Genomic DNA, 15,205 nt, shown 5'->3' on the forward strand with positions numbered 1-15,205 from the left:
ACGTGAGCAACTATTTGCTGTCCAATGAAGAATTAACGATGAGGCTGAAGGAAGTCGGGGAGCTACGATACCATGATAAACATCCTTATCATATCCGCATGCATGAAGGTAAGCTGAGTCCGGAACAGCTTCGGGCTTGGGTAGCGAACCGGTTTTATTACCAAAAAAACATCCCCGTTAAGGACGCGATCATCCTGTCGAAACTGCCGACCAAGGAAGATCGGCGCCAATGGATTCAGCGCATTATGGACCATGACGGAACGGCGGAACATGAGGGCGGAATCGAAGCCTGGATCCGTCTCGGCGAAGCCGTCGGCATTCCGAGGGAGGAAATGCTCGACGAGCGCCATGTGCTCCCGGCCGTCCGCTTCGCGGTGGATGCCTACGTCAACTTCTGCCGCCACAAACCGTGGCTCGAAGCCGTTGCGTCTTCGTTGACGGAGCTGTTTGCGCCCATTCTCATTTCGCACCGGATCGCCGTGTTTGAACGGCTCTATCCATGGATTCGGCCGGAAGGGCTGGAGTATTTTAAAGCAAGGCTGCACCAGGCTCCCCGCGACGCGGATCACGGGCTCGAACTCGTATTGCGCGAATGCAGGGATCGCCGGGACCAGGATCAAGCCATCGCTGCGCTTCATTTTAAATGCGACGTATTATGGGCCATTTTGGATGCGTTAAGTTTGGCTTATCCGGATGCGGAGAACGGACGATGATGCGTTGGGAGCTGTCGGAGCAAATCAGGCTGCGAAACCCGGCCCGGCTGAAATTCGATAAAGCAAGGCAAACCGATTTGCTGCTTCTTCCGGAACGCGTCGTGCGCCTGAATCCCACGGCGGGTGCGATCCTGTGGCTGTGCGACGGCGAACGGACGGTTGGCCAGATTATCGAGGAACTGGAGTCGAAATACAATCAGTCCGATCTGGAAGCGGATGTTCTTGATTTTCTGGCGCAGGCGGCGGACAGAGGGTGGGTGGAACCTTGGAAATAAACATCCCCTACGCCCTTACGGCCGAACTTACGCATCGCTGCCCCCTTCATTGCGTTTACTGCTCGAATCCGATCGAACTTCAAAAAAGGGAACGCGAGCTTACGACCCCGGATTGGATCAACATATTGGAAGAAGCAGCAGACCTGGGGATCGTGCAGGTCCACCTCACGGGCGGGGAACCGCTATTGAGGCCGGATGTGGATCGGATCATTAAACGGGCCCGCGAACTGGACCTTTATGTCAATTTGATCACGAGCGGTGTGGGAGTTACGGAAAAACGCATTCGGCAGCTTGCGCATGCGGGCATCGATAGCATCCAACTTAGCGTTCAAGCGCCAACGGCCGAACTCGGCGATGCGATCGCGGGATCTTTTGCCCATGAATACAAAAAAAGAACCGCGGCATGGATCCGGGAGGCGGGACTGCCTTTACATATGAATGTCGTGCTGCACAGGCAAAATATACATGCAGTGGAGGAAATGATCGAGCTTTGCGTATCATGGGGAGCTGAACGTTTGGAGCTTGCTAATGCCCAATACTACGGTTGGGCTCTATTGAACCGTCAGCACCTTCTCCCTACGAAAGCGCAGTTGGCCGCCGCCGAGGAAGCATATGCGCGCGCCAAGGCGCGTTACGGCCGGCAAATCGAACTGATTTGGGTCATTCCGGATTATTATGAAGATTTCCCAAAGCCTTGCATGGGCGGATGGAGCAGCATCTCGATGACCGTAACGCCGGATGGAAGGGTGTTGCCCTGCATGGCGGCATCCGGCATTCAAACGATGAAATTCGAGTCCGTGAAAGAAAAAAGCTTAAAATGGATTTGGGAGGAATCCCCATCCTTCAATGCATACCGCGGGTTTGACTGGATGGTTGAGCCATGCCGGAGCTGCGAGCACCGTTTCCGGGATTTCGGGGGATGCCGCTGCCAGGCCTTTCTATTGACAGGCGATTCGCAGCAAGCCGATCCGGTATGCAGCCGGTCCCCTCACCATGGAATCATTACCGGAATCATTTCCTCTATAAACGATACAAACACCGAAGACCATGAACGAACGGATTCCGGGGCTGATCCGCTTTTCCCCTTCTATTCCTATCGCGGCAGGCCGACGCTAAACGGAAAAACGTCACTTGAACAGCCTTGATCGGGCAACGTGGGCATCATTTTGATAACGATTATGCCGAGGGCAGTCTACTGAACTGTCATGATGAAAAAGTAATTTATACAAAAGATAAGGAGCCGATGACTCATCAACGGCTCCTTATCTTTTGCCTATTTCCGGGCAAATCGAATGTTATATTTCAACATGAGGCCATCGCTCCCAATCCTAGGAATGGGATTCAAGGCCGGCCGCCGCCTTTGTTTCCACCGCTTCGGCCACTCCTCTTTCGGCCTCCTGCCTTTCAAACATTTTGCCGATTTTCCAGCCGATACCTATATTCAGTACCGCCATCGCCGCGAACAACGCGACGTCCCCCCACGGCTCCGGAAGCAGCAGGTCCGCCAGCAACCATCCGCCGGTCATCGAAGCTCCCGTTATGGCACCTTTTACGGAAGATTTTAAGTGAATTTTCCCCATTCCCCATACCTCCATTGATAAACTGGCCTTACATCGAGGCTGAAGCTTACATTTGCCGTGTCGATGAATGCGGAAACAAAACTTGCCGAGCTATGCCAAATACCTTGTTTTTCCTTTCGGCTTCTTTCCAGATACCGGGTGCATGGCTGCATGCCTCGACCCTTGCCGACAAATGTTTGCGGACATAAACCGTTTTTGCTTACCTAGACCGATTATATGTTGGGGACAAAATCGATTATGCTCTAAAACCAAGAAGATTGTCTTGAAGTGCATCATTTGTTCAATCTCGGCGTTCGCCGCCCGATGTTTCGACACATCGCTCAGCCATGCGGACGTTTGGTCCTCCCTGGAATTCGCCGATGTCATGCTTCATATCTTTTTCTCCGGGTGTTTGGATTGCCGGCACCTCCGCCGCGTTATCACTTGGTCGATAGCCGATAAGTTCGGTCAAGTAACCGATGTCATAATAATTCCCGTCGTTGGCGGACGTGCCGTACAGGGTAAGAAACTTTATCGAGGGGTCGGCCTCGATGCAGCACTCCGCCAAATGCACCATATCACGGCGCGAAATCCAGATATGCGCAGCCCGTTCCGAATGCGGACGGTCATCGACCGGGAAGTTCCCGATACGAATGTTGAAAGAGGAAATGCCGTATTGATCCGCATAAAAGCGGCCCAGCAGTTCGATATAACTTTTGCTCAATCCGTAAAAGCTGTCGGGCCTATGGTCTAGCGGCGCGACCTTTTCACCCACTCTGCAAAATCCTGTCGCATGGTTGGAGCTCGCGAAGATCACCCTTGCGACGCCTCCTTTGCGGGCGCCTTCGTATACGTGATAGGCCCCGGCAACGTTTACGGGAAGAACCTTGCCGAGAAAATCCCCCTCATCCTTTGCCCAGCCAAAATGAAGCACCGTATCCACGCCCTGAAGCGCAGCTTCCACCGCCGGCGCATCCGTCATGTCCAGCTTGATGATTCCGCCGCCCGGGTCCGCATTGACGTCGGTCGCGATCACGTCGTACCGGTTTGATGACCGCAACCCTTCAGCCAGGCAGCTTCCGATCCGGCCGGCTGCTCCGGTGATCAGAATTTTTCGCCGCATGCCTTGCCCCCCTTTGATTGATCAAGCTTTTTCTTCCTGATGCCACACATCCTTGTAGTCCTTATGCCGTTTAAATTGTACCAAAGCAAACGAACAAGCAGGAACGATCCGTTTGCCTTCCTTCCTGGCCCAATCCACTACGGCCTTCACGAGCTGATCGCCGACCCTCTGCCCACGAAGCTCTTCCGAGACAAAGGTATGGTCAATCATCACTGTCCGTTCATCGATCGGCTGAAACGTGATTTCCGCAACTTCCCGCCCATCTTCGACCATGACGTATCCGTGGTCCGCTTCCCGTATCTCTCGCATGGGGTTTACCCTCCTTATTCCATTTATCAACATCTCTTGTATTCTTCCCCGTTCCCCGATACAGCGAAACATTCGGGAGTACTTCGCAGGAAAAAATCGGTTCGCCTAAAATTTACTCTGGTGCTTTACCAGAAGAAAGTGTATTATTAGTACCTGTCAGTGTTTTTTTTATATGCGACTTAAATTTCCATCATCAATGCTAAAGGAGTTTAACATCATGACCAGACACAAATTAGGCTTCTGGATCCTGACCGCCCTTGTGGTTGGCAACATGGTCGGTTCAGGCATCTTTATGCTTCCCCGTTCCCTGTCGGAAGCGGCCAGCCCGGCCGGTGTTCTTCTGGCATGGGCCGCGACGGGGCTCGGCGTTCTGATGCTCGCGCTTGTTTTCGGCAGTCTGGCGGTCCGCAAGCCCGAGCTTACCGGCGGCCCCCAAATTTATGCGAAAGAGCTGTTCCGCGAAGGATCGCTTGGTTCCCTTCTCGCAGGATTTATGTCGACCTGGGGCTACTGGGTCGGCAATATCGCCGGCTTTGTGGCCGTGATCACGACGTTTGCGAGTTATTTGTCCACCTTTTTTCCCGTGCTGACAAGCGGCAAGGTATGGCTGTCCGTCGGCGGATTCACGTTAAAAGCCGGCAACGCGCTGACATTCCTCGTCTGTTCGCTGCTGCTGTGGGGCACGCATGCCATTTGCCTGAAAGGCATCAAAGGCGCGGGACGGTTGAATTTTATTGCCACGGCGACCAAAGTGATCGGGTTTATCCTTTTTATCGTCATCGCTTTATTCACTTTCCAGAACAGCAACATCGGTCCGTTTTTGGCTCCGCGCACGAATGACAGCGGCCAAACAATCGGTTTGCTCTCGCAGGTGAACGCGGCGGCCGTCGCAACCCTGTGGGCTTTCATCGGCGTGGAATCCGCCATGGTTTTCGCGGCGCGCGCCCGCCGGAAGCAGGATATTCGCCGGGCGACGATCGCCGGCCTGCTGATTTCCATCGTTCTTTATGTCGGAATCAGCGTCCTGACGATGGGCCTGCTGACGCAGGATCAGTTGGCGGCTTCCCAGAACCCGCTGGTGGACGGCATTTCCGCCGCGATCGGCCCGGTCTACGGCAAGCTTCTGGCCGGTCTTGGACTGATCAGCTTGCTCGGCTCCACGATCGGCTGGGTGCTGCTTAGCGCCGAGGTGCCGTTTCAAGCGGCCAAACAAGGCGTGTTTCTTCGGTCGTTCGCCAAAGAAAACGACATGGGCATGCCGAAAGCATCGCTTTGGATTTCGAACGCGCTTGGACAGTTGTTGCTTCTGTCTACGGTGTCGGGCTCCATCTCGGCAGCATTCGATTTTATCATTTATATCGCTACGCTTGCTTATTTGGTTCCTTATTTGATCGCATCGGTATATCATCTTAAGCTGATTTGGACGGGCGAAACCTACTCTTTACGCAAGGAAAGAGTATCCGAAGGGATCATCGGGGTACTGGCTTTCATTTATTCGGCATGGGTCATCGTGGCGGGAACCGCGAACCTGAAGACGTTCCTGCTTGGACTCGCGCTTATCGTCAGCGGCATTCTCTTTTACCCGCTTCTGCTCCGGAATCGGAAAACCAACAGCAAGACCGTATAAGCCATGTGCTGCTGATAGCGGATAAGGCGTCCATCTTTCGATGGGCGCCTTTGAATGAGTATATTAATAACGATCTCTCAATTATGAACCAATGAACAGCTTCTGACCGGAGAAAACTGCCGAATAACCAAGCCTGTACAACTCAAAATAAGGTGCAAGCGGGTCCCCCTCCAGGCCGTATCGATGCCACTGCAGGTAGTAGGAAATCCAATAGTCGCAGTTGATCGAATAATAGGCTTCATTTAAGATCTGAACGGGATCATCGTAATCGGTATGTTCGGACACGAGGTCGGAAAGCGCCTCATAAACAATAGGATCATACCGATCATGCGAGCGGTGTTCCTCGATCTCCCTTGGGGCAATAACAACGACCTCTTCGATTCCGTCCAAATAGGACGCGGCTTCTTCCGTGCCATCAAGATCCGCGTGTTCCTTCAACAAATACTTGAGCCCGCGAATCAAATGTTCGCCATAATTTTTAAGCACGTCTTCGGCTACATGTACGGTTTTCCCGTTAAAATAACCCGGCACAGTGTCTCCGCTAAAATCGTCCGGATCGAGCATATCATAGATCGGGGTGATCCGCCGTAAATACTCGGCCGCGTTTTCAAGCGGCAAAAAGGTGGCTTCCACCCCTTTCCCGCTTGGCATGTACATCTGAAAATAGCCATAAAACGCGACGTCCTCAATTTCTTCGCCGTCCGCTTCCTCATCCATTAGACCAAGCAAATACTTCGCATACTCCTGAGTGTTGATTTGCCCCATCTCCTTCCATAAATAGTAACAACTGACCGTAGTTCACGGACTATCGTGGTTGTTTTGGCTCTATGGTTGCGATTGCCCTATGTATTTTGCCGCTCCCGGTATTACCTGGCAAGCAGGCTCCTTGCCCAACTTGCACTGATTCGGCATTCGCCCTCTTGAATCCAGCAGCCGCAGCGCTGTCTTTTCAAGTATAATATGATTCAAAACGAAATGAATAGTGCCGGCAAAAACCGAATAGACACTTCAACCCGCCTCCCCATCAACGCCTCAAAAAGCGAAGACCTTCTGAGTATAGAAAAAATCCCGTCTCTTCAGAGACGGGACCTCCCCATTGTTTCCCTCAGACCGGCTGGTCCGGGTGCTTAGCTTTTATACAATCTTTCGGAAAGTTCCCTTTCCACGACCCACTTATGATTTTTCACCGGGGCTCCGCCCTTCGCAGGCGTGTAATCCACCATATAAACCGTCGTCCGATTGGCCGTATCGATTGTAGCCTGCGCCCCCATCATGCCTTCCATATGATCGGCCTCAAGTATTACCTTCGTACCTTGGTCCAAAGGTTTGCTGCCGGCATCTTTGATCTCCTCCTGAATGACCCACTTATGGTTCTTTACCGGCTGACCGCCGTTCGTCGGGGTATACGTTACAGAGTAGGCTATCGTATCATAGGCCCCCACAACTTTGCCTGTCGCTCCGTTCATGCCGGACATATGCTTGGCGTGGATGACCACATGTTCTCCCACATGATAGGTCGGACTCATGGCTTCTTTTAAACCTTTCGGAATTTCGCCGGAATCGGAATGATGCATGCTCATCATATCCATTTCCGTTGGGGCGCTTTCCGCTGCCTTTTCGGCATGGTCGCAGCCGCTTAAAACGAGCATGGCCGCGATGCCCAAAAAAGCGAAGACTTTATTCATCGTTGTCACACACCTTTTCGTATTGAATCGAAACCGGGAAACCCGGGACTTTTATCATTTTTACCCAATATTACCCGGTTCATAGGCGTGGTGGCGAAATGTTCTTTGATTGCTTGATTATTTGGCGGTTTTCCAATTTGCGGCATGTTCTTCGGCAAACTTTTTCAGGGATTTCGGCGGGCGTCCGGTGATTCGTTCCACGGTGTCGGTCACCAGATCCTCCTTGCCATAAAGTCTGATGTCCTCATCCATCCCTGCAAGAAAACGGGCGTAATCTTGAGGCATCCCGAATGCCATAAAACGATTCGCAAGTTCTTGGGTCGGCACGTTGACGTGACGGATCGTCCGCCCGGCCGCGGCGCCGATGATGTCTCCCGCTTCGGCGTAAGTCAAAGAATCGGGCCCCGTAATGATATGATCCGTATTGTGAGGCTGCTTATCGGTCAGCGCCCTAACACCGACTTCAGCAATATCGTCGGCATCTACAAAACCGACCCTTCCCGATCCGGTTGCCGATACGATGGTCCCATCGTTCAAAATTTGCGCGCCGTGACTGTCCACGAAATTTTGCATAAAATAGGACGGCCGAAGCACCGCCCATTCCGGCGCCAGTTCACGTATAGCCCGGTGGATCTTGCCAAAAACCGGACCCTCTTCGGGAATCGATGCGCTGCCGAGCAACACAATTCTGCGAACGCCTGTCTTGAGCGCTCTCTCCAAAAACGGCATCACGATTTCCGAAGGATCCATCACGGCAATCGGACCTACCAAATAAAGCTTATCAACGTCCTTCAAAGCAGCCTCATGCGTGGATTCGTCGAACCAATCAAAGATCACGTGTTCATTGGCGCCGTTTGGCAACGACTTGCCCCGGCCGGCCGTTCGAATGGCATAACCCAAATCCGTTAGGCGTTTGGCTATCCGGCTCCCTGTTTTTCCGCTTGCTCCAGTGATTAAAATTTTTTCATTTTGATTCATATGGTTCGCTCCTTTTTAGATTGTTCGGTCCAAAATATTAACGGGAAGAGATTCCTTGTTTATTGACCTTGGATGTTCGTTTTTTCTGTTTAAGCGTCATGAAAGCAATGAAAATGCCCAGCAATGTTATGACAAAGGCAACGGTAAATGCCATATGCACCGCATGATTCAAGTCGACCGGCTTTAAAGTTTCCAGCTTGAGGTCTGATCCCAGGCTCGCGGAAATGATGGCCATAATGATGGCCAACCCTACCGAACTGCCGACTTGCTGGCCTGTCGAAACGATGGCCGACGACACCCCTTGGTCTCGTGGTTCAATACCGGTGCCGCCCGCAATGAACATGGTCGTAAACACAAGCGCTTGCCCTAAGCCGATAATGACGGTGCCGGGAATCATTCCCCACACGGTGCCCTTGTCGGAAAGTTGCGTAAGCAGAATAAAGCCGATGCCGCCCAAAGCCATGCCGATGGCAATCGTACCGGCCGTGCCTGCCGCAGCCAGCATCCTGTTGATGAGTCTCGAACCCAGAAGAGCGCTGATCGTGAGCGGCAAGAAGCTTAAACCGGACTGAATGGCCGAATAGTGCAATACATTCTGCGTGTATAAGGTAAGAAAGTAATACAGCGTTCCGAAGGAAGCCGAGAATAAGGCCGCAGTTAACGCCGCTCCGGAAAGATTGCGGTTGCGGAATAATCGGAATGGAACCAACGGTTCTTTCGCGTAACGTTCAATGACGGCAAACCCGATGAACAATGCTGCGCTGATCAGTCCAAACGGCAGCGTCCCCATGCTCAGCCAGCCTTCAATCGGAGATTGGATCAAGTAATAGACGAGGAGGATCATTCCTCCGGTGACGGATATCGTTCCGAGTGCGTCAAAATGTTTATGTCCGGGTCCGGCTTTGCTTTCCACCAGAACGGATGGCGCAAGGATCAAGGCGATGAGGGAAACCGGAACATTAACAAAAAAAGTGAACTCCCAGCCGAGATAGCTGGTCAATATTCCGCCGAGCAGCAATCCGAGGGACAGGCCCACGCCTCCCATCGCCGCCCAAATGCTCATCGCCCGGTTACGCTCCGCGCCTTCGTCAAAATTGGACATGATCAGCGACAGCGTTGACGGCGACAGAAGCGCCCCGCCGAGTCCCTGCAACCCTCTGGCAACAATGAGCAACACTTGGGAGCTCGCCAAACCGCCGATGAGCGAACCAACGCCAAAGAGCGCAATGGCGATCATAAACATCCGCCTCCGCCCCACCATGTCGGACAATCTTCCTCCCAACAGCAAAAATCCGCCGTACACGAGCGAATAGGCGCTGACGACCCACTGCAAATGATTGGCCGAAAACCCTAAATCCGCTCCGAGCGAAGGCAATGCCACAAAAACAATCGTGTAATCCAACGCCAACATTAGTTGGGATACGGCGAGAATCATAAGCGCCAAACCTTTATGCCTGCTTGTATTCATGCAAACTCTCCTTTTTATAATTATAGACCAAACAGTCCGATTAATTTAGATTTTTTGACCAATCGATCCGAAATGGCCGGATGAAGGAAACGTCAAACGACGCTTCTTCAATCCAGCACCGAAAGCGTAACCGCGGCGATCTCCTCCAATTCCTTGGGATCGTTCATTAGTTTAGCCGCTTGCGTCATCGCGTATCTCGCATGATACAAATACCGCGCCAGTACATGCAGGTCCTTGCCGACGCTAATCTCCCCTTGGTTTTGAGCGCGAACCAGCGCTTCATGGAACGCATTTTCCAAACACGACCGGTCTTGCTCAAACAGCGCCGCAATGTCCGGGTCATGGGGGATTTGGTCGATGGCGCTGTGCAAAATCATACATTCCCTGCGCCGCTCTTCATCCTGAAGCACGGACACGATCGTTCGAAAAATTTCGGCGATCGCTTTTTTTACGGACTCCCCGCCTTCCAAGTGGGCTACGACGCCGGATGACTTTTCGTTAACGTAATGTTTGACCGCTTTGATGAACAAATCTCTTTTCGTACCGTAAGTGTCGTACAAACTTTGGCGGGCGATCCCTAATCCGTCAAGCAAGGTTTGCAATGATGTGCCTTCGTACCCGTAATGTCCAAACACTTCCATCGCTTTATGCAGGACAAGGGTCGTATCGAATTCCTTGTTTCTTGCCATGTAAATGATACCTCTTTTCTATATCTCTTCATGCAATCAGCAAGTCGATCAAACTTATCGGACTGTTCAGTCTAAAACAATCAAATCAAAGCCTCCTTTCCTTCATGAACTGAATATTATCATTTCCGGATCGTTCAGTCAATAATGAATTTGGAGGCGTTTATTTTCCCGATTTTATTTCTGGATTAAATATTCAACGACGGGGTAAGAAATCACATGCCTGTCCCGGTAGGTCGTGGCGATCACGTCAGGGGAATTGCTTAAGATTCCATTTTGCAACATAACCGGTTTAAACCCTCTTTCAACGGCTCCGTTGTAAGTAAACAATACGCACTGTTCTGCGGCGAATCCGGAAATGATGATCAATTCTACATTTTGATCCGATAACATTCGTTCCAAATCCGTCTTCCAAAATGCGCTCGAGTGTTCTTTGTTTAGAATCAAGTCATTAACGTCAACCTGGATTTCCGGAATGGTTCGAAATAAATCCTTATTGGATTCGTCGATGCCTTCAATGTCTTGGACATGTACGACGACATGGCCGTTCCGGCGAAGCACATTCGAAACATAGTTGATATATTCGCAAGCCCGGTTAATGATTTTGTTATCCAAATTCTCAAGGTGGATCGTCTGCATATCGATAATTAAAAAGCCGACTTTCATTGCGGTCGCTCCTTCCAAAATGTCACCTTAACGTATTTGAATCCAAAATATGTATCGAAAAAATATCTCTGAAGCCGATTTGACATCATCGTACCATACGCTCTCCTGCTGCAGTCGGGAGTGATTTTTTATAATCATCTTTTCTCGGTCAGTAATGCAGGCTCCCGTCAATTGTACTTTTTGTACATGCCTACGGATGCCGGGGCGCCGTATTCGAAGCCGTACTGCTGATACAGCCGGTCGGCCGGCACATCGGCCATCAAGCTGACGTAAGCCCCTTTCGTGGCATGCCGGTCCAAATAGGCCGTAATTTCCGACATGATTCGTTTACCCAGCCCTTGGCCTTGATGTTCAGGGGACACGGCAATATCCACGACATGGAACATGCAGCCGCCGTCGCCGATGACCCTGCCCATGCCGATCAATTCCCCTTCAATCCTGATCGTAACGACGAACAAGGAATTGGGCAGCCCCCTGCGGGAAGCTTCGATATCCTTGCCGCTGAGGCCCGCCTTAACCCGAAGGTTGGCGTATTCTTCCGCTTCGGGAGGCTCGTAACCGATTTGAAAATGCTTATCCACCGCGTAACATCCTTTCCCTGAGGTCTTTTGGCACATCATAAATCATAATACAATGGCAACCCTGGCCCACTCATAACAATGGTCAAACCTTTACCGTTCTGAAACCGAAGTTAGCAGCTCGATCATCTCGTTTTCCTCGCGGCTTTTGGCGATGTCGAGCGGGGTTTGGCCGCTTTGGTCCAGGAGCGATGGATTCGCCCCGTGCTGCAGGAGCACTTCGACGACATCCAGCCTTTCCTCTCCGTCGGACGCCTGCGCGTGAAGCGGCGTGTTCCCGTCATCCGCTGCCGCATTGACGTCCGCCCCATGCCGAATGAGCAGCGATGCGATTTCAGGATACAAAACGATATGCAGCGGCGTTATGCCCTCGTCATTTTTTGCTTGGACATCAGCCCCGTGATTTATTAGAAATTCCACCATGACTTCGTTGTCCGTCATCACTGCCGCGTGCAAAACCGAAAACTCATATTCGTCCGCACCGTGAATCAGAACCGGCTCCGATTGCACAATCCGCTGAACGGCCTCAAAGTCGTCCATCTCCGCAGCCTCGAATAAATCTTCGAATCGATAGCTCATTTATACTGTTCCTCCCCTGAGTACATACTTTTCTAGTGCATCCACCCGTTCGGCGCACCCTAGTATGTATCCATCCCGCCTTCACTAATGACGATTTTCGCAAACTTCCTTTTGCCGGATTGCATGATGTCGCCGCTGTGAAGTTCGATCCGTACGTAAGGATCCGAAATCCTCGCTCCGTTTAATTTCACCGCCCCTTGAACCACGCTTCGCCTAGCCTCGCTGTTCGAGGAAGCGAATCCAAGCGTGACTAGCAGCTTGCATACCTGTATGCAGCCATCCTCCATCAGATTTGGGCTGATCCTAAATTCATCGATATGTTCGGGAAACGAACGGTTTCGGAAAACGGCGGAAAAATGCTGTTCGGCTAGTTCCGCCGCCTCCTTGCCATGATACATGCAAACGTATTCTTTTGCCAACCGGATTTTCGCGTCGCGGGGATGAATCTTCCCTTTTGCCAAACCTTCCTTAAGCTGAAGCAGCTCATCGTTTGGAAGAGCGGTGGTCAGCTCGTAATATTTAAGCATGAGTTCATCCGAAACCGACATGGTTTTGCCGAACATTTCATTTGGCGAATCGTCGATTCCGATGTAGTTGCCCAAGCTTTTGCTCATTTTTTGGGTACCGTCAAGCCCCTCGAGGATCGGCATCAGGATAGCTGCCTGGCCGTGTTCGAAACCGTATGCGTGTTGCAGCGTCCGTCCCATCAAAATGTTAAACGTCTGGTCCGTGCCGCCTAGCTCGATGTCGCTTTCAAGCGCAACCGAGTCATATCCCTGCATTAACGGATAAAAGAACTCGTGGAGATGGATGGGGTGGTTAGTCCCATAACGCTTAGCGAAATCATCCCGCTCCAGCATCCTTGCGACGGTCGCTTTTCCGGCTAACAGCAAAACTTGTTCAAAGTTCATCTTTTGAAGCCATGTGGAGTTAAAATGAAACTTCGTCTTTTCAGGGTCCAAAATTTTGTAAAGCTGTTTTTTGTAACTGGCAGCGTTTCGTTTGACATCCTCTTCCGAAAGCTGTTTCCTCGTCTCGGATTTTCCTGTCGGGTCGCCGATCCGCCCCGTAAAATCGCCGATGATCAGCTGCACTTCATGCCCCAGATCCTGAAACTGCCGCAGTTTATGCAGTACGACAGTATGGCCGACATGGACGTCAGGTGCGGAAGGATCGAGTCCAAGCTTGACCTTGAGCGGTTTTCCCGTTAAGACGGAAGACGTTATTTTTTGAATTAAGGTTTCTTCAGGAATGATATCCGCCGCCCCTCTGCGAATGATGTCCAGTTGCCTGTGAACCTCCCGTTTTTGCGCTTCGGAAAGCTGCTCCCATAAATCCATTGATACTCTCTCCTTTGTATTCAGAAAATAAAAAACAGCCCTACGTCCCCCAAGGGACGAGAAGGCTGTCTCGCGGTACCACCCTAATTAAAGAAGTTCGATGAAACCTCTTTCGCTTATTTGTCATAACGGCATCTTAGCGATGCCGGGGCAAAGCTACTCTGGCTTCATTTCGCTTTTCCGGCTCCGGATCGTAATTCGGGAACATGATCGCACCGGTTTCCACCAGCCACCGGCTCTCTGCAGACGCTTCTTCAAATCCCCTACTTCGGTCGTTCGACCCATCCATCATTGCTTTGTTCGATATTTAATTTTTACCATTTAATCAAATAATGACTTCGATGTCAATATTCCCCTATTAGAATTGGAAGTTATGCCGCTCACCGGGCGCCGACCTATCAACCCTACTATCGTTGATATAGCGAAGCGAGCTTGTCGGCCGTTTGCTGCCAAGTGAAGTGCTGCATAACGCCGATTCTTCCCTTGGCTCCCATTTTACGCCCAAGTTCCTTGTTTTTCCCGAGTCGGATCAAATATTCCGCAAATCTTTCGGGACGCGAGTATTCATCCACCAAAAAACCGCTGCTCTCATGGATCACAGCTTCGGAAATTCCTCCGATATTTGAAGCGATAACAGGCAATCCGGAGGCCATAGCTTCGACATTCACGAGTCCAAAGGCTTCGTGTTTTTGGGAGGGGCACACCAAACAATCCGCGATCTGATATACCTTATGAATTTCCGAATGTTTTTGTTGGCCGATCCATTTCACAGGCACGCTCGACTTGGATGCCAAGGCTCTCAGATGCCTCATGTATGAAACGCTCCAACGCCCGGCAACGACCACTTGAAGAGGAACTTCTTTCTTGGCAAGGCCTGCCGCTTTCAGCAATACGTGCACCCCTTTTTGAGGAATGATGCGGCCGACAAACAGAACGGTATACCTATCGCCTATGCCGAACTTTTTCCTGTATTGGGAACGATCGGCCTCGGTTACGGGGCGGAACCGATTCGTATCGACGCCAAGCTCAACGACCCGAATTTTTTGGGCCACAACGGGAAAGCGGTTTGTTAATTTTTGTTTCAGCGAAATGCTGTTTGCAATGATGAGATCGGCATGCCCCAAGAGTTTGGCAACATGTTTGGTCGGCGGAACAAATGTGAGCGAATGCAGAAACAACGTGACCTTCATGGTTGGGAATGCCCTTTTGATGAATGCCATGTAGCGGGGACGATTGTCAACCTGGATGACGTCATAATCCTTCCCCTGAATAAAGCGAAGAACCGAAGCAAGATAAACCTTTGAACTGCCTGATCGAACCCTGACGATATTGACTCCGCCTGCGTCGCTTTGAGCCGGAAGCCCCTTTGAAGCTCTGCTGACGACGGTTACCTTATGATTTTGAGCCAGCTGCTTGGCAATGGCAAGTATGCAAATCTCTACCGACCCATTGCCGGGAACAGGTATCCGCTCCGGCGCGACAATCAGTATATTCATGTTCCCCTCTCCCTTTTTGCCACAAATACTGCTCTAACATTATCTATAAGTATTCAATCATTTACGACAGGTACAGTCTCATTCACTTGTTACCGGCCTTTTTTACTGATCGTTATACCTATA

17 protein-coding genes and 1 other annotated feature are annotated in these 15,205 nt (G+C 51.2%); of the genes, 4 read left to right on the forward strand and 13 right to left on the reverse strand.

The genetic code is table 11. From position 1 onward, the window contains the following. Positions 1–2: 2 nt before the first annotated feature. From pqqC to pqqE, 3 genes are read left to right on the forward strand one after another with little or no spacing between them, the layout of a single operon-like run. Positions 3–713: a pyrroloquinoline-quinone synthase PqqC gene (pqqC, locus tag GQY55_RS26565; RefSeq protein ID WP_236575884.1), complete on the forward strand. Its 711-nt coding sequence runs from the start codon at positions 3–5 to the stop codon at positions 711–713. Continuing rightward, on the forward strand, positions 710–988 hold the full coding sequence (gene pqqD, locus GQY55_RS26570; RefSeq protein ID WP_160044935.1) for a pyrroloquinoline quinone biosynthesis peptide chaperone PqqD: 279 nt from the start codon (positions 710–712) through the stop codon (positions 986–988). Before pqqC ends, pqqD begins: the two co-directional genes overlap by 4 nt. After that, positions 979–2,133, forward strand: coding sequence for a pyrroloquinoline quinone biosynthesis protein PqqE (gene pqqE, locus GQY55_RS26575; RefSeq protein WP_236575885.1), 1,155 nt, complete (start codon positions 979–981; stop codon positions 2,131–2,133). The genes pqqD and pqqE overlap by 10 nt, the downstream gene beginning before the upstream one ends. A 183-nt stretch (positions 2,134–2,316) precedes the next feature. Here the strand turns inward: pqqE and GQY55_RS26580 are convergent, their stop codons facing one another. The 3 genes from GQY55_RS26580 to GQY55_RS26590 all read right to left on the reverse strand — a co-directional run bounded on the left by GQY55_RS26580 (position 2,317) and on the right by GQY55_RS26590 (position 3,979). After that, positions 2,317–2,568 (reverse strand): hypothetical protein, encoded by a 252-nt coding sequence (locus tag GQY55_RS26580; RefSeq protein ID WP_160044936.1) that lies wholly within the window; start codon positions 2,566–2,568, stop codon positions 2,317–2,319. 280 nt (positions 2,569–2,848) lie between these two features. Continuing rightward, positions 2,849–3,670, reverse strand: a complete 822-nt coding sequence (locus tag GQY55_RS26585; protein ID WP_160044937.1) for an NAD-dependent epimerase/dehydratase family protein — start codon at positions 3,668–3,670, stop codon at positions 2,849–2,851. Between the two features lie 21 nt (positions 3,671–3,691). Further along, entirely contained in the window at positions 3,692–3,979 is a 288-nt protein-coding gene (locus GQY55_RS26590) for a GNAT family N-acetyltransferase (RefSeq protein ID WP_160044938.1), read from the reverse strand. Between the two features lie 217 nt (positions 3,980–4,196). Here GQY55_RS26590 and GQY55_RS26595 point away from each other — a divergent pair, with 217 nt between their 5' ends. After that, positions 4,197–5,606, forward strand: coding sequence for an amino acid permease (locus tag GQY55_RS26595; protein ID WP_160044939.1), 1,410 nt, complete (start codon positions 4,197–4,199; stop codon positions 5,604–5,606). A gap of 81 nt (positions 5,607–5,687) precedes the next feature. On the opposite strand, the gene GQY55_RS26600 is transcribed toward GQY55_RS26595, so the two are convergent. The 10 genes from GQY55_RS26600 to GQY55_RS26645 all read right to left on the reverse strand — a co-directional run bounded on the left by GQY55_RS26600 (position 5,688) and on the right by GQY55_RS26645 (position 15,082). Continuing rightward, positions 5,688–6,371, reverse strand: coding sequence for a hypothetical protein (locus GQY55_RS26600; protein WP_236575886.1), 684 nt, complete (start codon positions 6,369–6,371; stop codon positions 5,688–5,690). A gap of 362 nt (positions 6,372–6,733) precedes the next feature. Next, entirely contained in the window at positions 6,734–7,291 is a 558-nt protein-coding gene (locus GQY55_RS26605) for a YdhK family protein (RefSeq protein ID WP_160044940.1), read from the reverse strand. A 117-nt stretch (positions 7,292–7,408) separates the two neighbouring features. Next, the gene (locus tag GQY55_RS26610) at positions 7,409–8,269 is read right to left on the reverse strand and encodes an NmrA family NAD(P)-binding protein (protein ID WP_160044941.1); all 861 of its coding nucleotides are present in this window, start codon (positions 8,267–8,269) and stop codon (positions 7,409–7,411) included. Positions 8,270–8,306: 37 nt separating this feature from the next. After that, positions 8,307–9,737, reverse strand: coding sequence for an MFS transporter (locus GQY55_RS26615; protein ID WP_160044942.1), 1,431 nt, complete (start codon positions 9,735–9,737; stop codon positions 8,307–8,309). Between the two features lie 107 nt (positions 9,738–9,844). Continuing rightward, the gene (locus GQY55_RS26620) at positions 9,845–10,426 is read right to left on the reverse strand and encodes a TetR/AcrR family transcriptional regulator (protein WP_160044943.1); all 582 of its coding nucleotides are present in this window, start codon (positions 10,424–10,426) and stop codon (positions 9,845–9,847) included. Between the two features lie 174 nt (positions 10,427–10,600). Beyond that, a complete protein-coding gene (locus GQY55_RS26625; protein WP_160044944.1) occupies positions 10,601–11,089 on the reverse strand; it encodes a cysteine hydrolase family protein in 489 nt (162 codons plus the stop codon). Positions 11,090–11,256: 167 nt separating this feature from the next. Further along, entirely contained in the window at positions 11,257–11,670 is a 414-nt protein-coding gene (locus GQY55_RS26630; RefSeq protein ID WP_236575887.1) for a GNAT family N-acetyltransferase, read from the reverse strand. Between the two features lie 90 nt (positions 11,671–11,760). Further along, positions 11,761–12,246 carry an ankyrin repeat domain-containing protein gene (locus GQY55_RS26635; protein WP_160044945.1) on the reverse strand — a complete coding sequence of 162 codons (486 nt, stop codon included), beginning with the start codon at positions 12,244–12,246 and terminating at the stop codon, positions 11,761–11,763. A 59-nt stretch (positions 12,247–12,305) separates the two neighbouring features. Beyond that, on the reverse strand, positions 12,306–13,586 hold the full coding sequence (gene tyrS / locus GQY55_RS26640) for a tyrosine--tRNA ligase (protein ID WP_160044946.1): 1,281 nt from the start codon (positions 13,584–13,586) through the stop codon (positions 12,306–12,308). Positions 13,587–13,635: 49 nt separating this feature from the next. After that, positions 13,636–13,875, reverse strand: a binding site (T-box leader). Positions 13,876–13,993: 118 nt separating this feature from the next. Next, positions 13,994–15,082 (reverse strand): glycosyltransferase family 4 protein, encoded by a 1,089-nt coding sequence (locus GQY55_RS26645; protein WP_160044947.1) that lies wholly within the window; start codon positions 15,080–15,082, stop codon positions 13,994–13,996. Positions 15,083–15,205: the final 123 nt, after the last annotated feature.

The organism is Paenibacillus sp. USDA918EY (genome assembly GCF_009870825.1).
GTDB lineage: Bacteria > Bacillota > Bacilli > Paenibacillales > Paenibacillaceae > Paenibacillus_AQ > Paenibacillus_AQ albilobatus.